This is a genomic window from Azospirillum brasilense (assembly GCF_005222205.1).
GTDB classification, from domain to species: domain Bacteria; phylum Pseudomonadota; class Alphaproteobacteria; order Azospirillales; family Azospirillaceae; genus Azospirillum; species Azospirillum brasilense_G.
The window spans coordinates 194,537-211,844 of the sequence record NZ_CP032346.1; the positions used below are offsets into that span (position 1 = coordinate 194,537).

General features: G+C 64.6%; 15 protein-coding genes. 13 read left to right on the plus strand and 2 right to left on the minus strand.

The window, feature by feature from the left end:
- Both D3869_RS14950 and D3869_RS14955 read left to right on the plus strand, forming a co-directional pair.
- Entirely contained in the window at positions 1 to 1,002 is a 1,002-nt protein-coding gene (locus D3869_RS14950; RefSeq protein WP_137140806.1) for an FAD binding domain-containing protein, read from the plus strand.
- Positions 999 to 3,179: a xanthine dehydrogenase family protein molybdopterin-binding subunit gene (locus D3869_RS14955; protein ID WP_137140807.1), complete on the plus strand. Its 2,181-nt coding sequence runs from the start codon at positions 999 to 1,001 to the stop codon at positions 3,177 to 3,179. The genes D3869_RS14950 and D3869_RS14955 overlap by 4 nt, the downstream gene beginning before the upstream one ends.
- Positions 3,180 to 3,720: 541 nt before the next feature.
- On the opposite strand, the gene D3869_RS14965 is transcribed toward D3869_RS14955, so the two are convergent.
- Positions 3,721 to 5,400, minus strand: a complete 1,680-nt coding sequence (locus D3869_RS14965; protein ID WP_175426503.1) for an RNA-directed DNA polymerase — start codon at positions 5,398 to 5,400, stop codon at positions 3,721 to 3,723.
- A gap of 445 nt (positions 5,401 to 5,845) precedes the next feature.
- Here D3869_RS14965 and D3869_RS14970 point away from each other — a divergent pair, with 445 nt between their 5' ends.
- Positions 5,846 to 6,967 (plus strand): hypothetical protein, encoded by a 1,122-nt coding sequence (locus D3869_RS14970; protein WP_137140809.1) that lies wholly within the window; start codon positions 5,846 to 5,848, stop codon positions 6,965 to 6,967.
- Here D3869_RS14970 and D3869_RS14975 read toward each other — a convergent pair.
- Complete coding sequence (locus D3869_RS14975; RefSeq protein WP_137140810.1) at positions 6,952 to 7,869, minus strand: LysR family transcriptional regulator; 918 nt, start codon at positions 7,867 to 7,869, stop codon at positions 6,952 to 6,954. The genes D3869_RS14970 and D3869_RS14975 overlap by 16 nt on opposite strands.
- Positions 7,870 to 8,036: 167 nt before the next feature.
- On the opposite strand from D3869_RS14975, the gene D3869_RS14980 reads away from it, so the two are divergent.
- The 10 genes from D3869_RS14980 to D3869_RS15025 all read left to right on the plus strand — a co-directional run bounded on the left by D3869_RS14980 (position 8,037) and on the right by D3869_RS15025 (position 17,300).
- Positions 8,037 to 9,026, plus strand: a complete 990-nt coding sequence (locus D3869_RS14980; RefSeq protein ID WP_137141964.1) for an MBL fold metallo-hydrolase — start codon at positions 8,037 to 8,039, stop codon at positions 9,024 to 9,026.
- Positions 9,027 to 9,163: 137 nt separating this feature from the next.
- Positions 9,164 to 9,514, plus strand: a complete 351-nt coding sequence (locus D3869_RS14985) for a hypothetical protein (protein WP_137140811.1) — start codon at positions 9,164 to 9,166, stop codon at positions 9,512 to 9,514.
- A 79-nt stretch (positions 9,515 to 9,593) separates the two neighbouring features.
- The gene (locus tag D3869_RS14990; RefSeq protein WP_247895858.1) at positions 9,594 to 10,631 is read left to right on the plus strand and encodes an ABC transporter substrate-binding protein; all 1,038 of its coding nucleotides are present in this window, start codon (positions 9,594 to 9,596) and stop codon (positions 10,629 to 10,631) included.
- A 3-nt stretch (positions 10,632 to 10,634) separates the two neighbouring features.
- Positions 10,635 to 10,832 carry a hypothetical protein gene (locus D3869_RS14995; protein ID WP_137140812.1) on the plus strand — a complete coding sequence of 66 codons (198 nt, stop codon included), beginning with the start codon at positions 10,635 to 10,637 and terminating at the stop codon, positions 10,830 to 10,832.
- A gap of 79 nt (positions 10,833 to 10,911) precedes the next feature.
- Positions 10,912 to 11,814, plus strand: coding sequence for a TauD/TfdA dioxygenase family protein (locus D3869_RS15000; RefSeq protein WP_137140813.1), 903 nt, complete (start codon positions 10,912 to 10,914; stop codon positions 11,812 to 11,814).
- A gap of 212 nt (positions 11,815 to 12,026) precedes the next feature.
- Complete coding sequence (locus D3869_RS15005; protein WP_137140814.1) at positions 12,027 to 13,049, plus strand: ABC transporter substrate-binding protein; 1,023 nt, start codon at positions 12,027 to 12,029, stop codon at positions 13,047 to 13,049.
- Between the two features lie 4 nt (positions 13,050 to 13,053).
- On the plus strand, positions 13,054 to 13,917 hold the full coding sequence (locus D3869_RS15010; protein WP_247895859.1) for an ABC transporter ATP-binding protein: 864 nt from the start codon (positions 13,054 to 13,056) through the stop codon (positions 13,915 to 13,917).
- Positions 13,914 to 14,810, plus strand: coding sequence for an ABC transporter permease (locus D3869_RS15015; protein ID WP_137140815.1), 897 nt, complete (start codon positions 13,914 to 13,916; stop codon positions 14,808 to 14,810). Before D3869_RS15010 ends, D3869_RS15015 begins: the two co-directional genes overlap by 4 nt.
- A 175-nt stretch (positions 14,811 to 14,985) precedes the next feature.
- Positions 14,986 to 16,227 (plus strand): threonine synthase, encoded by a 1,242-nt coding sequence (locus D3869_RS15020; RefSeq protein WP_137140816.1) that lies wholly within the window; start codon positions 14,986 to 14,988, stop codon positions 16,225 to 16,227.
- A gap of 2 nt (positions 16,228 to 16,229) precedes the next feature.
- Positions 16,230 to 17,300 carry a malate/lactate/ureidoglycolate dehydrogenase gene (locus D3869_RS15025; protein WP_137140817.1) on the plus strand — a complete coding sequence of 357 codons (1,071 nt, stop codon included), beginning with the start codon at positions 16,230 to 16,232 and terminating at the stop codon, positions 17,298 to 17,300.
- The last annotated feature ends 8 nt before the right edge of the window (positions 17,301 to 17,308 follow it).

Below are 17,308 nucleotides of genomic sequence, written 5' to 3' on the forward strand. Positions count from 1 at the left end.
ATGAAGCCCCTGTCCTACGTCCAGGTCCGAACGGCCCGTGAGGCGATCGAGGCCTTCGTCGCGGCCGGCGAAAGCGCCCGCTACATCGCCGGCGGCACCAATCTCTACGACCTGATGAAGCTCGGCATCGAGAAGCCGGCGCACCTGATCGACATCGCCGACCTCGATGGCGCCGACCGCATCGACACCGGCGGCGACCGGCTGTTTTTCGGTGGTGCGGCGCTGATGGCGGACGTCGCCGAGCACCCGGTCGTGCGCGACGACTATCCGGTGCTGGCGGAGAGCCTGTCGAAGGCGGCCTCCCAGCAGCTGCGCAACATGGCGACCGTCGGCGGCAACCTGCTGCAGCGGACGCGCTGCCCCTATTTCCGGAACGGCGCGAACGGCGCCTACCCGTGCAACAAGCGGGAGCCGGGCTCCGGCTGCGCCGCCGTCGGCGGGCTGGATCGGTCCCAGGCCGTGCTGGGGGCGAGCGCGGCGTGCAACGCCGTGTCGCCCGGGGACTGGCCCGTCGCGCTGATGGCGATGGACGCCGCGATCGAGCTGCAGGGCCTCGACGGAACCCGGGTGATCCCGATCGCCGAACTCTACCGCCCGCCCAGCCAGACGCCTCACCTCGAATTCACCATCGGCCGCGAGGAGATCGTCACCGGCATTTCGGTGCCGAAGACCGCCGCCGGTCGGAATTCCACCTATCTGAAGGTGCGCGACCGCGAATCCTACGCCTTCGCGCTGGTGTCCGCCGCGGTGGCGCTGGAGATGGACGGCGATCGCGTGCGGCAGTCGCATGTGGCGCTCGGCGGGGTGGCCACCGTGCCCTGGCGCGCGCGTCCCGCCGAGGCACTCCTGCGCGGGGAAACCCTGGATCGCGAACGGGCGCTGGAGGCCGCCAGGGCGGCGTTCGCCGAGGCCCGGGCCGGCCGCCACAACGCCTTCAAGATCGAACTCGGCGCGCGGACCCTTGCCGACGCCATCATCATCGCCGGGAGCAAGAGCCAATGACGCCGAACCGCAACGCGGACCGTCCCAGGATCGACGCCCATGAAAAGGTGCTCGGCCGTGCCCTGTACGCCGCCGACCAGTCCTTTCCCGGGCTGCTCCACGCGATGACCGTGCCGGCGACGATCGCCAAGGGGCGGATCCTGTCCATCGACACGGCGGCGGCCCTCCAGGTTCCGGGCGTCGTGCGCGTCTTCACCCATGTTGATTTTTCGCAGATCCGGACGACACCCGCAGCCCGCGGCGCCTACGGGCAGCCGGGAAAGGGCTACCAGCCCATGACCGCCCCGCAGGTCCGCCACCGGGGCGAACCGGTCGCCCTGGTGGTCGCCGAGACGCTGGAGGCGGCGGTCGAAGGCGCCGAAGCCGTGACGGTGCGCTACGCCGGGGAGCCCTTCAGCGCGCGGATGGACGACGACCTTGCGGGTCCCGAGCCGGAGGCCGCCGGCCCGCTCGCGTCCGGGGATGCCGAGGCCGCCTTCGCCAACGCCGCTCACGTCGTCGATGTGGAGTATCGGCATCCCCAGCAGCATCACAACCCCATCGAGCTGATCTCGACCACCGCCGTGTTCGAGGACGGCACGCTGCGTATTTACGAGGGAACGCAGTCCGCCGCGGCCTTTGCCGGCGGCTTGGCCGGCATGATGGGGATGGAGCCGCAGGCGCTGCGCGGCGTGAGCCCCTTCACGGGCGGCGGGTTCGGCCAGAAGAACGGCGTCCAGGAGCAGAGCGTGCTGGTGGCGAGCGCCGCCCTCCTGCTGCGCCGCCCGGTCAAGCTCGTCATGCCGCGGGGCCAGCTGTTCCACACGGCGTCCTACCGCCCGCAAAGCCGGCATCGCGTCCGGCTCGCCGCGGACGGTGACGGCCGCCTGCTCGCCGGCATTTATGAAACGGTGCAGCAGAACAGCCGGTACGACGGCTTCGCCAGCGATCACGGCGCCAATCCGCCGCGCATGTATGATTATGGCGCGTGGCGGGGAAGCGAGCGCATCGTCCGGGTCGACACCCAGACCCCCGGCCACCAGCGCGCCCCGCACGAACATCCGGCCAGCCACGCCACCGAATGCGCGCTCGACGAACTCGCCGGGGCGCTCGGCATGGACCCCGTCGCGCTGCGTCTCGCCAACGACACCCAGCGTGACCCGATCACCGGCAAACCCTTCTCGTCCCGCCATCTCGCGGACTGCCTGAGGCGCGGGGCCGCGCTGTTCGGCTGGGACCGCTGGACGAACCAGCCGGGCGCCCTGGTCGCCGAAAACGGCGACCGCATCGGCCTCGGCGTCGCCTGCGGCAGCTACAAGGCCGCGATGACGCCCTCCGTCACCACGCTGCGGCTCTCGGCCGGCGGCCAATGCCGGATCGCCACGTCCGGCCACGAGATGGGGCAGGGGATACGCAGCGTCATCGCCGCGGAGCTGATCGACGTCCTCGGCGTCGACCCCGATAAGCTCGACATCCGGATCGGCGACACCGGCCACGCCCCTCAGCATCTCACCGCGGGCTCCTGGGGCGCGGGAAGCGCTGCCCCGGCAGCGCGGGCCGCCGCCTTGAAGCTGCGCGAGGAGCTGATCCAGTTGACCGGAGCGGCGCTGTCGGATGAGCCCGTCCCAGTTCAGCTCGCCCGGACCCGCCGCCCTTATCTGGAGGTGTCGGTCGACACCGTGCCGCTCGGCAAGGACCGGCAGGCGATCGAGCAGCTGCGCCGGGGCATGCCGGTGGTGACCGGCCCCGAATACCCCGACTTCCTGGCCTTCAGCTGGATCGCGCATTTCACCGAAGTCCATGTCGAGCCGTCGACGGGACGCGTGCGGGTCCGGCGGGTGGTCAGCGTCGCCGATTGCGGGCGGGTGATGAATCGCCGCACGGCGGAAAGCCAGGTCCGGGGCGGCGTGGTCTGGGGCATCGGCGCCGCCTTGCGCGAGGCCGCCGAGATCGATCCGCGGTTCGGCGGCGTCCTCAACAACGACCTTGCCGAGTATGTCGTGCCGGTCAACGCCGACATCGGCGCCATCGACGTCGATTTCATTGACGAGCCGGACACCCGCCTCAACCTGTCGGGCGTCAAAGGGCTCGGCGAGGTGGCCATGGTCGGCGCGGCGGCGGCCGTCGTCAACGCCGTCCACAACGCCACCGGGAAGAGAATCCGGCATCTGCCGATCCGGATCGAGGACCTGCTCTAGGGTCCGCTCTGGTCCTCGGCCGCGTGGTCCACCGGGGAGATCGTGCGGCCGGCGGATCAATCAAGAACGACTTGCGGGCCGACCGCCATAGCCAACCGCTCGCCTTCGTGCTGAGCCACGGCTAAACTGACCAGAGCGCGTTGGCGGTGCTGATGGAAGCGCTCGCGGTTCGCCGGGGTGGCGGGTGTGCAGCCGCGACAACGATCCGAGCGGGTGGTTGCCGACCACGTCAACTCCGGCCAAGCCAACCGCACTTATCTGCGCAGCCGTAGGATCGTTGCGGACATCCCGCTGCCCTCCTGCCAGAGCCCTGCACCCTGGTGAACTGGGCTGCGTACCGCTCCCGTTACGCCATTGAGCGCCTGATCAACCGACTCAAGCAATTCCGCCGCATCGGCACCCGCTATCAGAAGCTCGCTGCAAACTACCTTGTCATGGTCCACATCGCTGCCATCCGGATTTGACTCAGGGTTTGAGAACAGGACCTAGGCCGCATGGTCCAATCCAAGCTCAATATTAAATTTTCGAGATAAACATGTGTTCACATGCTGGCTAAACCGAATGAACTCTCATCCATATGATCTTCATCATGGATCATAAGCATAGAGTTGATTTTTCGGATTCTCCGTTTGGCAAGATTGATTGACACGTCGCCAAATATTGTATCATCTAAAAAAGTAACACCATTATTTAGTAAATCTGACATAAATGGATGATTTTTTACATTAGACACCATTTGCTTATCTTTTGTCCACTTCCTGCGAACGCTTTCATAGTACACGAGCCAATGTTCACCGTCTATTCCTTCCTTCTTCACAGTGGCTCGCCAATTAAATGCAGCAAATTTTTCCTTGAGAAGTCCTTTCTCGTTAAGAAGTCCAAGTATAGCGTACACCGCAGAGCAGGTTGAACTGTGATAGTCAGAAAACTCTGCGCGAGATACCTTAATCTTAAGCGCTCCACAAATTACCAATGCCCATGCCACTTCAAAATCGTGGCTGTGGCGAGCGTGTGTCTTGAATACCACGCTCAGCCATTCATGAATAAGGCTAATAGCAAGTGGCCCCTGGCATTTTTTCTTATTATTAATTATAAATGTTGCAACATGGCTTATGCATACTGGGAACTCTCTGGAGAGCCGGAGAAGGGTAGAAAGTATAAGTCCAAAATTCCCATCATCATACTGAATTGATATTAGTTTCTGGACAATCCATTTTACTGGGAACGAGTTGCCTAGAGAGTGAGCGTGGTATAGAGCAAGATCAGTAAGTTTTCTAATATCATTAGCCTGTGACTTGGCGTCTTCTTGCCGAATCCGCTGCTGCATTAATTCGTATCGCCAGCGATCCATAAAGATCGCTTGAGAGGGCTTAAGCGCAGTCTTGTCATCGTTGAGTTGCAAATTGTAGTTTGACAATGCATTCCGAAGGGACGTTAGGGTGCTAGCGCATTCTAGTTCTGAGTTGAATCCAATGAAAAAATCATCGACGAGCCTGAAGCCAGGTCTGCCGCCTATTGATTTAGCCACTCCTTCATCGTTGTGAATTCCGCTGAGCAGCACCTCGGCGATTATTCTTGATGTGTCTGGGCCGACGGGTATGCCGAAAGTTTCCCTCGATTGGCACGATTGAAGTGCACGGTCAAGCTCATCGGTCCAATGGAAAGGTTTGCCACCTTTCTTTCCTTTTTTTCCTCCGTTCATTAATTCCTTAACCTTTGTCTTTCCCAAAACTGCCCAAGGAATGGAATGAGTGTATATTGTATAGAAAAATCGTGAAATGTCAGCCGAGAGTACGTAGCAAGACCTACGGGCAATATCACTTCTTTTCTTATCAAGATTGGCAAAAGAGACGCCTTTGAACGCCCTGTAATTCTTCAAATCTGGTTCTGGATTATACAAGCTAATTTGCGATTCGCCAATTATCGTCCTAATTTCTCTATGATTTTTAGTAATTACCATCGATACTCTTGCTTGAGAGGCTGGATGAACAAGGGCTAAGTCTCGCCTAGTTTGATTCTCTCGGGGAACATTGAATTTATCGAATCTAGTAACAATTTTTGAGAGTACGGACGTTTCTTTTGACTTGATTGAATTGTAATTTACTTTGCAATATGCTGCAAAGTGTCTCGTAGTTATAGCTGGAGGCACCTCCGCAGGAAGATATGCAGAATGCATGAGCGCGGAAAAAATTTCCTGATGGCGAATTCTGGCAGATGGCATGTCCGCATCTCTTACCGGGTAGAGTATCGCTATCGCTATATCACATCGCCTGTAGAGCATCAACTATTGGTGTAATATGTTCAGAATAGAATGCGCTTTCGGCGGTTTCCAAGGGGGCGTTTCAATCTGAGCTTTGGCTGATGCCCAACTATTATGCGGGACGCATACGGCTAGCTAGGGTCCATTCCGGTCCATGGCCTGCGCGCCCGTGACGATGGCACGGCGCGTTTCGTTACGCGCGCGCCACCCGGTGGATCGCCGGCCATCGGATCAACCAAGCCCCGAGGCATCATCCCGCGCAAAAATGTTGGGGTCGCAAACTGGTTCGATCCTAACTGGAGACAATTCGTCTTCCCCCATATTCATCGGGGCCTCACCCTGTGGCCATGGCCGTCTTCCCGACTGGGCGACGCCTTGCGACATTTTGCGGTGGAGGATGGACAGCATGGCGGACCAGTCGATAAAATTCTCCTATGACTACGGGAAATACAAATATTTCGAATTTTCCGGAAACAACAACAAGGTGGACATCGAGTTTTCCTGGGACTCTCCGAAAACGGACCCATCGGGAAAGCCGATGCCGAAGAAGGTCGTCGATCTTTTCAACAAGAATGTGCGCGACGCCATTCAGGAACTGATGAAGACCGAAGAAAAGACGGTCGCCGAAATTAAGAAGCAGATCCAGGCCTGGGATCAAAAGATCACAAAGCACGAGATCGACGGCCGCAACCTGTTTTTGTTTCTGAACACGATCAACGACACCATGGAGCAGCGGGCCGCCGACCGCTTCGGCGGAATCGTCGGCGGCATCGCGACGGTCATGAAGCTGATCGTGAAAAAGGCCTTCGCCGGCCTGGACGCGGCCGTGCGCAAGATGCTCGAAGACATGAAGTGGAAGGTTTACGCCAAGACGGTGGGAAAGATCGCTCTCGCTCTGACGGCGACGGCTCTCGCCATCACCGCCACGGTGCTGACCGGGGGCGCGGCGCTGCCGCTGGTCGTGGCGGGAGCCAAGATCACGCTCGACGTGGTCAAGGAAGGGAAGGCCGCCTACGACAGCTTCAACGACGGCGCGGACGAGGTGGTCGCCTTGCAAAGCGCCGTGGCGAAGCACCGGAGCAGCGCGCAGGACGCGATGAAGGTGGTCGAGCGGGCTGAGAGCCGGCGCTACCTCATGGCGGAGTCGGTGAACAAGCTGGAACGGCAGCTTCGGGCGGCGGAGGCCAAATACGAAGACGTGGAGCGCATCCTCAGTCAGAAGAAGATCGAGGGAATCGCCGTCACCGAGGATGCCTCCATCCTGGCTCTCGTCAAGAAGGTAAAGCAGTACAAGGATCTGATCGACCGCCTGACACCTCTGCTGAATGGAGCCCGCGCCGACCTGAAGCGTCTGGACGCGATGATCGACGGAGCGCGGCGGGCGTTCGACCCGTCCACCTACGACGCGATTCCAAACGCCGACTGGAAGACGATCCTCAAGAAATACGCGGATGAGTACGGCTCGACGGTCAAGACGCTGGGTGACCTGGGCTCCAGCATCGCGACCGTCGTTCAGAAACTGGCCTGATCCCCGGCCCGCCAGTCGTAGCCCTTCATGTGATTGAGGAACGCCCGCATGGCCGCGCTCGGAAGGCGGCGGTTCGGGTAATACAGATACCAGTGCGGCAAGGTGGGGCTCCACTCCGGGAAAAGCTCCACCAGCCGACCATCCCGGACATGGGGTTTCGCATAGTCGTCCAGAACGTGGGCAATGCCCCGGCCGGCCAGGGCGGCCTGGAGCTCGTTGTGCACCGTGCTGACCGTCAGCCGCCCGGCGGGCGTGACCTCCAGCGCGTCGCCCCCACGGGCGAACCGCCACGTGACGAGCGTGCCGCCGGGAAATCGCCGCCTGATGCAGTCATGCTCGACGAGGGCATGCGGCGTCACCGGCTGGCCATGCCGCGCGATGTAATCCGGTGACGCGACGATCGCGTATCGGAGCGACGGCCCGAACGGGACCGCGATCATGTCCTGCGCCAGTTGCTTGCCGAAGCGGACGCCGGCATCGAACCCCTGCTCCACGATGTCGATCACCGCGGCATCGCTGATGATCTCGATCTTCACCTCGGGATAGGCGTCCATGAAGTCGAAGACCAGCGGGCACAGGAGGTGATCGACGGCGGGCGCCGGCGCGTTGATCCGCAGCGTTCCCGACGGGCTGTCCCTCAACTCGTCGACCTCGGCGATCGCCAGCTGGATATCGCTCAGCGCCGGGGCCAGGCGATCGAGGAGGCGCTGCCCGGCCTCCGTGGGCGACACGCTCCGGGTCGTCCGATTGAGGAGCCGGATGCCGAGAGCCTCCTCCAGGGCATTCATCGTCTGGCTCAAGGCTGATGACGAGACGCCCCGTTCGAGCGCCGCCGCGCGGAAGCCGCCACAGCGCACGATCGCCGCGAACACGTCGAAGCTGTCCAAGCGAAGGGGGTTCATTGCGAAGCAGACCTAATCAAGCCGATCACATTTATCGAGCTTATCAGCGCAATCATACGGTGTCATGGTCGATCTGCGGTTGATTGTCGCGCCCGAACGCCGCCCATCACCGGTCACTCCCGGTTCCCTGGCTGGATGCGGGCGCCCCCACTCGGAAGGAAACACCGATGAACGCTCCCACTCTGAACCGACGCAGGATCATGCTGTCCGCGGCCGTCGGCGCATCGACCCTGTTCGTTTCCGGCAGCGGTGGAGTCGCGTCCGCGCAGGTGACGCCGACGCCCGCGACCGGCAACACCGGCCACTACCGTTTCCGGGTCGGCGACATCAGCGCGACGGTGCTGAGCGACGGCGTGATCGGCGGTCCACCCCGCGTCTACGCGAGCGATGCGCCCGAAGCGGAGCTTCAGGAGGTGCTGCGGCGCGCCTTCCTGCCGACGGACCACATGACGCTGAATCTGAACACCCTTCTGATCGAAACCGGTGGGCGGCGCATCCTCGTCGAGCCCGGCGCAGGCGCGACGATGGGGCCGAACGGCGGGCGGATTTTCCAGAACTTCGCGGCGATCGGGCTCGGTCCTGCGGACATCGACGCCATCGTGATCTCGCACACCCATCCCGACCATGTCGGCAATCTCAGGACCGCAAGCGGCGGCCGGGCGTTCCCCCGGGCCACCGTTTTCGTGCCGAGGGCGGACTGGGATTTCTTCGTCCGCAACGATCCGGATCTGTCCTACATGCCCGTTCCGGAGGATTTCCGCCTGCGCTTCGCCGCCGCGATCAAGAGCAGCCTCGAACCCGTCAGGGACGATGTGGAGCTTTACGAAGCCGGTGCGGAGATCGTGCCGGGCCTTACGACGATCGTCGCCGCCGGGCACACGCCGGGCATGGCGACCTTCCTCGTCCATTCCGGAAACGACCAGCTGCTGCTGACCGCCGACCTTGCCTATCACCCGATCGTCAACGTCGACAATCCCTGGCGTCCCGGACCCGACCGCGACAAGGAAACCGCGCTCGCCTCGCGCCGGCGCATCTTCGACCGGGCGGCCGCTGACCGCATTCCGGTGCTGGGTTTCCATTTTCCCTTCCCGGGCCTCGGCCGGATGCTCAAGACCGACGGCGGCTACGCCTGGGTCCCTGCAAATTGGCAGTTCTGAGAGACGGGATGACGACACGGTCAGCCGTCGCTACGACAGGCCGGACACATGAAAGCGCCCGACCAACCATCAACACGAAGTCTTCTTTTGCGCCGTAGGTGCCGTCCACCACATCATCTCATCTCGGTGGACCCTCGGTGAGCGAACGCAGTTTGGACACCGGTATCCGCACCTCGGTGAAGAATGGCGCAACGACTTGGTCGCACGGATTCGGGCTCGGCCGATCCAGGGTGGTCAGCGATGGCGGGCTGAGGTTGGCGCAGCCTGCCATCAGCAACGCCGACATGGCGCTCCCACGCCGGACTGCCGCCGTGATGGACGTGAACTGTCCTGGCCCTTGGTTCCCCACCGCACTGTCCTCCAGCCCACCAATCGCGCTCATCAAGGGCGACCGAAACGAGGCCGCCACGCCCGTCCGGCGCAACCGATTCCATAAAAAACGTAATTTTAATGTATATAACGGATTTATAAATCTATTAAAAAAGTAGATTTATATTGACGAGGCGTCATGAGGTTGGTGTGATTGGGGCATGGATCAACCCCAGCGCGCTTTCTTGGGAGGCTTCAATGACAGCGGAGGTGAAACGCATCGGTTCCACCGCAGGAAGGGTGTTTCTCGGCCTGGCCCTGGCGGCGGGTCTGACGCTCGGCTCTCCCGGCGGCGCGCGCGCCGAGGCGACGGAGCTGACCATCGGCATCCAGTACGGGCTGAGCTATCTGCCGCTGATGGTCGCCAAGAACCAGGGGCTGATTGAAAAATACGCTGCGGCGGAGGGGATCGGGCCGGTCAAGGTCAACTGGCTCGTTGTGAACGGCGGCGTGGCCGCCAACGACGCGCTGCTGAGCGGCAACGCCCAGATCGTCTCCGCCGGCATTTCGCCGCTTCTGGCGGCCTGGGACCGGACACGGGGCGGCATCGGCGTGAAGGCGATCTCGGGGCTGGACTCCTCCGCCTTCTGGATCAACAGCAACAACCCCAACGTCCGCAGCATCCGCGACCTGACCGACAAGGACCGCATCGCGGTGCCGGCGGTGAAGGTCTCGATCAACTCGGTCGTTCTTCAGATCGCCGCGGAGAAGGAGTTCGGGCCGGGGCATCATTACGATTTCGAAGCGCTGACCACGCCGCTGAGCCCGCCGGACGCCACAGCGGCGCTGGTTTCCGGCAAGACGGAGATCACCGGCCACGTCACCACGCCGACCTACGGCACCCTCCAACTCGCCCACCCGAACGTCCACCGCATCTTCAATTCGCGCGACGTGATCGGCGAGGCGACGCTGGTGCTGAGCTACACCACGCAGAAATTCTACGACGAGAACCCGAAGCTCACCGCCGCCGTGGTGAAGGCGATGGGCGACGGCTTCGCGCTGATCGAGCGCGACAAGGCCGAGGCCGCCCGCATCTATCTGGCGGAGGAGCGCAGCAAACTGACCCAGGACGAGGTCGTGGCGCTGCTGAACAACCCCGACATCAGCTATTCCCAGATCCCGCACAACACGGGCGTGATCGCCGACTACATGCACCGCGTCGGCTCGATCAAGACCAAGCCGGCCTCGTGGAAGGACTACACCCTCCCGATCCTGCACAGCGAAACGGGGAGTTGATCCATGGCCAACGACCGTGAGCCGCCGGAGGAGTTGGTCTGCCTGCCGTTTCCCGAGGCGATGGCGCTGTGGCTGCTGATGTCCGACACCGGCGAGACCGACCCGTCGCTTGATCTGCGGCGTCTCCACAGCCTGTCGGTGGCCTTCGTGCTGCTGGCCTTCGGCGCCGTCGCGCTGCTCGCTTGGTTGCGCGCCGCCTGAGGCCAGCCGCTTCCCGTTCGCCTTTCCACCCGCCTTTCCGCGTGTCCGTTCCTTCCGTCTTCCCAAAGGAGCCTGTCCGATGAGCCTTCCCAGCGGTTTCGACATCAAGCCCATCAACGGCAACATCGGCGCCGAACTGCGCGGCGTCACCCTGTCCGGCGATCTGCACCCGGCGGTGCTGAAGGCGATCCAGGACGCCGTCCACGAGTACAAGGTGATCTTCGTCCGCGATCAGCACCACATCGACGACGCCCGGCAGGAGGCGTTCGGGCGGCTGTGGGGCAGCCTGGTCGGCCATCCGACCGTCCCGTCGCTCAGCGGGACCGAAGGCATCCTGGACGTGGACGGCTCCCGCGGGGAACGCGCCAGTTCCTGGCACGCCGACATCACCTTCCTCGGCGATTATCCCAGCATCACCATCCTGCGCCCGCATGAACTGCCGGACCGCGGCGGCGACACGCTGTGGGGCAACACGGCGGCGGCCTACGCTGAACTGCCGGAGCCGCTGCGCGAACTGGCCGACAAGCTGCGGGCGATCCACACCAACCAGTACGATTACGTGGGCGACCGCGGAAACGTCCGCGAGGACGGGCTGAAGCGCTTCAACGAGGTCTTCACCTCCACCGTCTACGAGACGGAGCATCCGCTGGTGTCCGTGCATCCGGTCACCGGCGAGCGCACGCTGCTGGTCGGGCATTTCCTGCAACGGCTGGTCGGCTTCGGCACCTCCGATTCCAACCGGCTGATCGGCATCTTCACCGACCACGCCACCCGTCCGGAAAACACGGTGCGCTGGCACTGGTCGCCGGGCGACGTGGCGATCTGGGACAACCGAGCCACCATCCACCGGGCCGTGGACGATTACGGCGACCGTCCCCGCGTCGTCCGCCGCACGACGGTGGCCGGCAATGTGGTGGTCGGCGTCGATGGCCGTCCCAGCGTGACCCGCGTGCTCGGCCGCAAGCCGAGCCTCGCCGCCTGACGGTCGTCTGGTGCGGCATGGGCGGTCCACGCCCCCCGTGTCGCACCGGATTGTCGCGAAGCCGGCAGACGAGCCTGCCGGCTTCGCATCTTTTTGCGGCCATAAATAACATATATATACTGTGATTAATGCCTATTTTCCCTGTTGAATCATTCGTGGAATCATGGTGTCATTTTCCTACTAGAGATTAGGTAAAATTTTCGGAGGTTCGTATGTTCCATCCTGGACGTGTCATCCGCCACGCGCTCTGCGCCTTGGCCGGTCTGGGGCTCGCCGCCGCAGCGCTGGCCGGTCCGGCGGCGGCGGAAGGCCGGATACGGATCGCCGAACAGTATGGGCTGGGCTATCTGCCGCTGCATGTGCTGCGCCACCAGAAGCTGATCGAGAAGCACGGCAAGGAGCTGGGGCTCGACGTCACTGTGGAGTGGGTGCAGCTCTCCGGCGGCGCGGCGATGAACGACGCGCTGCTGTCGGACAGCATCGATCTCGGCTCGGCGGGCGTCGGTCCGCTGCTGACCATCTGGGACCGCACCAAGGGCAACGCCAACGTCAAGGCCATCGCCGCCCTGAACAGCATGCCGCTGTTCCTGACCACCACCAACCCGAACGTCAAGACGCTCAAGGACTTCACCGACAAGGACAAGATCGCCCTGCCGGCGGTGAAGGTCGGCGTCCAGGCCCGCGTGCTCCAGATGGCCGTGGAGAAGGAGTTCGGGGAGGGCAAGTTCGACGCGCTCGACAAGCTGACCGTCTCGCTGCCGCATCCCGACGCCACCGCCGCCCTGCTGTCCGGCTCGTCGGAGATCACCGGGCACATCTCCAGCCCGCCCTTCCAGTACCAGCAGCTCCGCGACCCGAAGATCCACAAGGTCTTCAGCTCCTACGACGTGCTGGGCGGGCCGCACACCTTCAACCTGATCTGGGCGAAGGAAGCCTTCCGGACCAAGAATCCCAAGACCTATCAGGCCTTCCTCGGCGCGCTGAAGGAGGCGATGGACGTCATCAACGCCGACCATTCCGTGGCGGCGGACATCTATCTGGCGCAGAACCGGGGCGACCTCGACAAGGCTTTCGTGGTCAGCATCCTCGACGACCCGGACAACCAGTTCACCGTCGCCCCCGCCGGCGTCGGGGCCTTCGCCGACTTCATGCACAAGGTCGGCGCCATGAAGAACAAGCCGGCCTCCTGGAAGGACCTGTTCTTCGAAGACCTGCACGGCGAAACCGGGAGCTGAGCCGATGAACGCCTTCACCCATCCCGCCAGCCTGGACACCTCCAGCCTCGACTTGGCCGGTGTGGGCAGCGCCGGCGTGTCCGAGCGCCCTCTGCTGGACGTGTCCGGCGTGACGCTCCAGTACAAGACGCGCCGCCATCTGGTGACCGCGACCTACCGCGTCGATTTCCAGGTGTTCCAGGCGGAGCGCTACGTCCTGCTGGGGCCGTCCGGCTGCGGCAAGTCCTCCTTGCTGAAAGCGGTGGGCGGCTTCCTGGCGCCGGTGGATGGCGCCATCCGTCTGAACGGGCGGGCGGTGAGCGGGCCGGGGCCGGATCGCATGATGGTCTTCCAGGAGTTCGACCAGCTTCCGCCCTGGAAGACTGTGAAGCAGAACGTGATGTTCCCCCTGCTCGCCAGCGGCAAGGCCACGCGGCGGGAGGCCGAGGAGAAGGCGCTGGACTGCATCGCGCGGGTGAACCTGTCCAAGTTCGCCGACGTGCATCCGCACATGCTGTCGGGCGGGATGAAGCAGCGCGTCGCCATCGCCCGTGCCATGGCCATGGAGCCGGACATCCTGCTGATGGACGAGCCCTTCGCGGCGCTGGACGCGCTGACCCGCCGCAAGATGCAGGAGGAGCTGCTTCAGCTCTGGGACGATCTGCGCTTCACCGTGCTGTTCGTCACCCACTCCATCGAGGAGGCGCTGGTCGTCGGCTCGCGCATCCTGGTGCTGTCGCCGCACCCCGGACAGGTGAAGGCGGAGCTGAACTGCGACGGCTACGACCATTTCGCGGTGGGCAGCCCGGCCTTCCAGGACACCGCCCAGCGCATCCACACTATGCTGTTCGCCGACGAGGTGGAAACGGTGAAGGGGGTGCCGTCATGACCGGCCTGTCCCTGGCGCCGCGAGGCCGCCGCGTGCCCCCCGTCCGCCCGGAGTATGAACGGACGGTCGCCACCACCGGCCCCATCGGCGACGTGGCCCGCCCGCTGTCCCTGTGGGAGCGGATCGGCAACATCACCGCGCTCCGCCGCTTCGCCGTGCTGGCCGCGGTGGCGCTGCTTTGGCAGGTCGCCGCGACGTGGCAGAACAACCCGCTGATGTTCCCCACCTTCACCGCCACCGTCACGGCGCTGTGGGACGGCATCTGGCGGGAGAACCTGCTGTCGATGGCCTGGGTGTCGCTGTCGGTCCTGCTGAAGGGCTATGCCATCGCCGTCGTGCTGGCCGTGCTGCTGACCAGCTTCGCGGTGTCCACGCGCATCGGCAACGACGTGCTGTCCACGCTGACCTCGATGTTCAACCCCTTGCCGGCCATCGCGCTGCTGCCCATCGCCATGCTGTGGTTCGGGCTGGGCGCGGTCAGCCTGACCTTCGTTCTGGTCCACGCGGTGCTGTGGCCGCTGGCGCTGAACACCCACGCCGGCTTCACCTCGGTGTCGGAGACGCTGCGCATGGCCGGGCGGAATTACGGGCTGACCGGCATCCGCTACGTCGTCACCATGCTGATTCCGGCGGCCTTTCCGGCCATCCTGACCGGGCTGAAGGTCGGCTGGGCCTTCGCCTGGCGCACGCTGATCGCGGCGGAGCTGGTGTTCGGCGTCTCGTCGGGCAAGGGCGGGCTGGGCTGGTTCATCTTCCAGAACCGCAACGAGCTGTACATCGACAAGGTGTTCGCCGGCCTCGTCACCGTCATCCTGATCGGCCTCGTCGTCGAGAACGTCGTCTTCCGCTGGATCGAGACCCACACCGTCCGCAAGTGGGGCATGGTCCGCTAGCAACCAAATCCCCTCTCCCGCCCCGGGAGAGGGAGGGACCCGCCGCTCCGTGGCGGGAGGGTGAGGGTATCGGCGAGGATCGGTGGTTCGATCCTTGCGCGACCCTCACCCTCCCGCTTTGCGGGCACCCTCTCCCAGGGCGGGAGAGGGGATTCTTCAGCAAGGAAATCCATCCGTGCCTTTCGACAGCAACCTGACCACCGAGCGCCCGACCTTCGTCACGCATCTGGAATGCGCCTACACCGGCGAGCGGTACGAGGCCGACACCGTCCACAACCTGTCCAAGGCCGGCAAGCCGTTGCTGGTCCGCTATGACCTGGAGGGGGTGCGCGGCGCGCTGACCAAGGACGCGCTGTCCGAACGCCCGCAGGACCTGTGGCGCTATCGCGAGCTGCTGCCGGTGCGCCGGGTGCAGGACATCGTCAGCCTGGGCGAGGCGGTGACCCCGCTGGTCGCGCTGCCCAAGCTCGCCGCGAAGCTGGGGGCGGCGGAACTGCTGGTCAAGGACGAGGGGCGTCTGCCCACCGGTTCCTTCAAGGCGCGCGGGCTGGTCATGGCGGTGTCCATGGCGAAGGCCTTCGGCATCACGCACATGGCCATGCCGACCAACGGCAACGCCGGCGCGGCGCTGGCCGCCTACGCGACGCGGGCGGGCATCAAGACGACGATCTTCTGCCCGGAGGACACGCCGGAGGTCAACGTCTCGGAGATCGAACTCCAGGGCGCCACGGTCTACCGGGTCAACGGGCTGATCGACGACTGCGGCAAGATCGTGGGGGAGGGCAAGGCCAAGGCCGGCTGGTTCGACGTCTCCACCCTGAAGGAGCCCTACCGGATCGAAGGCAAGAAGACCATGGGTCTGGAATTGGCTGAGCAGCTCGGCTGGGAAGTGCCGGACGTCATCTTCTACCCGACCGGTGGCGGCACCGGGCTGATCGGCATGTGGAAGGCCTTTGCCGAGCTGGAGGCCATCGGCTTCATCGGCTCCAAACGCCCGCGCATGGTCGCCGTGCAGGCCGCCGGCTGCGCCCCGATGGTCCGCGCCTACGAGGCGGGCGAGGAGCACGCGCCGCGCTGGCAGGACGCCCACACCATCGCGTCCGGCATCCGCGTGCCGCAGGCGGTCGGCGACTTCCTGATCCTGCGCGCGGTGCGGGAGAGCGGCGGTTTCGCCGTCGCCGTGCCCGACGAGGCCATCCAGGCGGCCCTGGACGAGGCGGCGCGGGAGGAAGGCTTCCTGCTCTGCCCGGAGGGCGCCGCCACCTACGCCGCCTACAAGCAGGCGCTGGCCGACGGGCGGGTGGGCCGCGACGAGCGCGCCGTGCTGTTCAACTGCGCGACCGGGCTGAAATACCCGCTGCCGCCCGTCCACCGGACGCTCGACCGCCACCAGCCCATCGACTACTCGGTGTTCTGAGGATGAGTGGTCCTTACGCGGCGGACCGTCTGGTGGCTCTGCTCGACGCCATCCTGCAGCGGTCCGGCAGCAGCCCGGAGGAGGCGGCCATCGTCGCCGCCAACCTCGTGGACTCCGACGCCACCGGCCACGCCAGCCACGGGGTGTGCCAGATCGCCGTCTACGCGAAGAGCCTGGAGCTGGGCCATCTGCAACCCAACCGCCACGCCCGCGTCGTCCGCGACGAGGCGCCGTTCCTGGTGGTGGACGGGGAGGTCGGTTATGGGCAGGTGATCGCGCGGGAGGCGACGGACCTCGCCATCGCGCGGGCCAAGGCGGGCGGGGCCTGCGTGCTCGCCCTGCGCAACGCCCACCACATCGGGCGCGTCGGTTCCTACGGCGAGCAGTGCATCGACGCGGGGTTGATCGGGGTCTTCTTCGTCAACGTGGTCAGCCGGCCGCTGGCGGCCCCCCATGGCGGCGGGCGGCCGCGGCTGGGCACCAACCCGATCTGCATTGCCGTTCCCGCCACACCGGGCCATCCGCCTTTCCTGCTGGACTTCGCGACCAGCGCGGTGGCGGCCAACAAGTGCCGCGTCGCCGCGGCCACCGGGAAGGAGGTCGCCGACGGCCTGCTGATCGATGAGCGGGGCGCGCCGACGCGCGACCCCGGCGTGATGTTCCGCGACCCGACCGGCGCCATCCTGCCCTTTGGCGGGCATAAGGGTTACGGGCTGGCGCTGGCCTGCGAGATCCTCGCCGGGGCGCTGGCCGGCGGGCTGCCGGCCCTGCCGGAAAACCTCCGTCCGGGCCGGGTGGTGAACAACGCGCTGGCCTTCCTGATCGACCCGGCGCGGGTATCCGACACGGAGAACGGTGGCTGGCAGGCGCTGACCGACGCGGTGCTGGACCACATCCAGGACACCCCGCCGGTCCCAGGCGGTGACGGCGTGCTGGTGCCCGGCGGGCCGGAGCGGCGGAGCCGGGCTCTGGCCGCGGAGCGCGGCATCACGCTCGACCCCGACACCGTGCGCGCCCTGCACGACATCGGGGGCGCGCTCGGCCTCGACGTTCCGGTCTTCCTGGGGGGCTGACCGGGTGG

Excerpts from the sequence above, each read along its gene's own strand:
- D3869_RS15025 (WP_137140817.1), top strand. The coding sequence starts at position 16,230 with ATGAGTGGTCCTTACGCGGCGGACCGTCTGGTGGCTCTGCTCGACGCC.
- D3869_RS14990 (WP_247895858.1), top strand. The coding sequence starts at position 9,594 with ATGACAGCGGAGGTGAAACGCATCGGTTCCACCGCAGGAAGGGTGTTT.
- D3869_RS15005 (WP_137140814.1), top strand. The coding sequence starts at position 12,027 with ATGTTCCATCCTGGACGTGTCATCCGCCACGCGCTCTGCGCCTTGGCC.
- D3869_RS14980 (WP_137141964.1), top strand. The coding sequence starts at position 8,037 with ATGAACGCTCCCACTCTGAACCGACGCAGGATCATGCTGTCCGCGGCC.
- D3869_RS14975 (WP_137140810.1), bottom strand. The coding sequence starts at position 7,869 with ATGAACCCCCTTCGCTTGGACAGCTTCGACGTGTTCGCGGCGATCGTG.
- D3869_RS14950 (WP_137140806.1), top strand. The coding sequence starts at position 1 with ATGAAGCCCCTGTCCTACGTCCAGGTCCGAACGGCCCGTGAGGCGATC.
- D3869_RS15000 (WP_137140813.1), top strand. The coding sequence starts at position 10,912 with ATGAGCCTTCCCAGCGGTTTCGACATCAAGCCCATCAACGGCAACATC.
- D3869_RS14965 (WP_175426503.1), bottom strand. The coding sequence starts at position 5,400 with ATGCCATCTGCCAGAATTCGCCATCAGGAAATTTTTTCCGCGCTCATG.
- D3869_RS15010 (WP_247895859.1), top strand. The coding sequence starts at position 13,054 with ATGAACGCCTTCACCCATCCCGCCAGCCTGGACACCTCCAGCCTCGAC.
- D3869_RS14995 (WP_137140812.1), top strand. The coding sequence starts at position 10,635 with ATGGCCAACGACCGTGAGCCGCCGGAGGAGTTGGTCTGCCTGCCGTTT.
- D3869_RS15015 (WP_137140815.1), top strand. The coding sequence starts at position 13,914 with ATGACCGGCCTGTCCCTGGCGCCGCGAGGCCGCCGCGTGCCCCCCGTC.
- D3869_RS14955 (WP_137140807.1), top strand. The coding sequence starts at position 999 with ATGACGCCGAACCGCAACGCGGACCGTCCCAGGATCGACGCCCATGAA.
- D3869_RS14970 (WP_137140809.1), top strand. The coding sequence starts at position 5,846 with ATGGCGGACCAGTCGATAAAATTCTCCTATGACTACGGGAAATACAAA.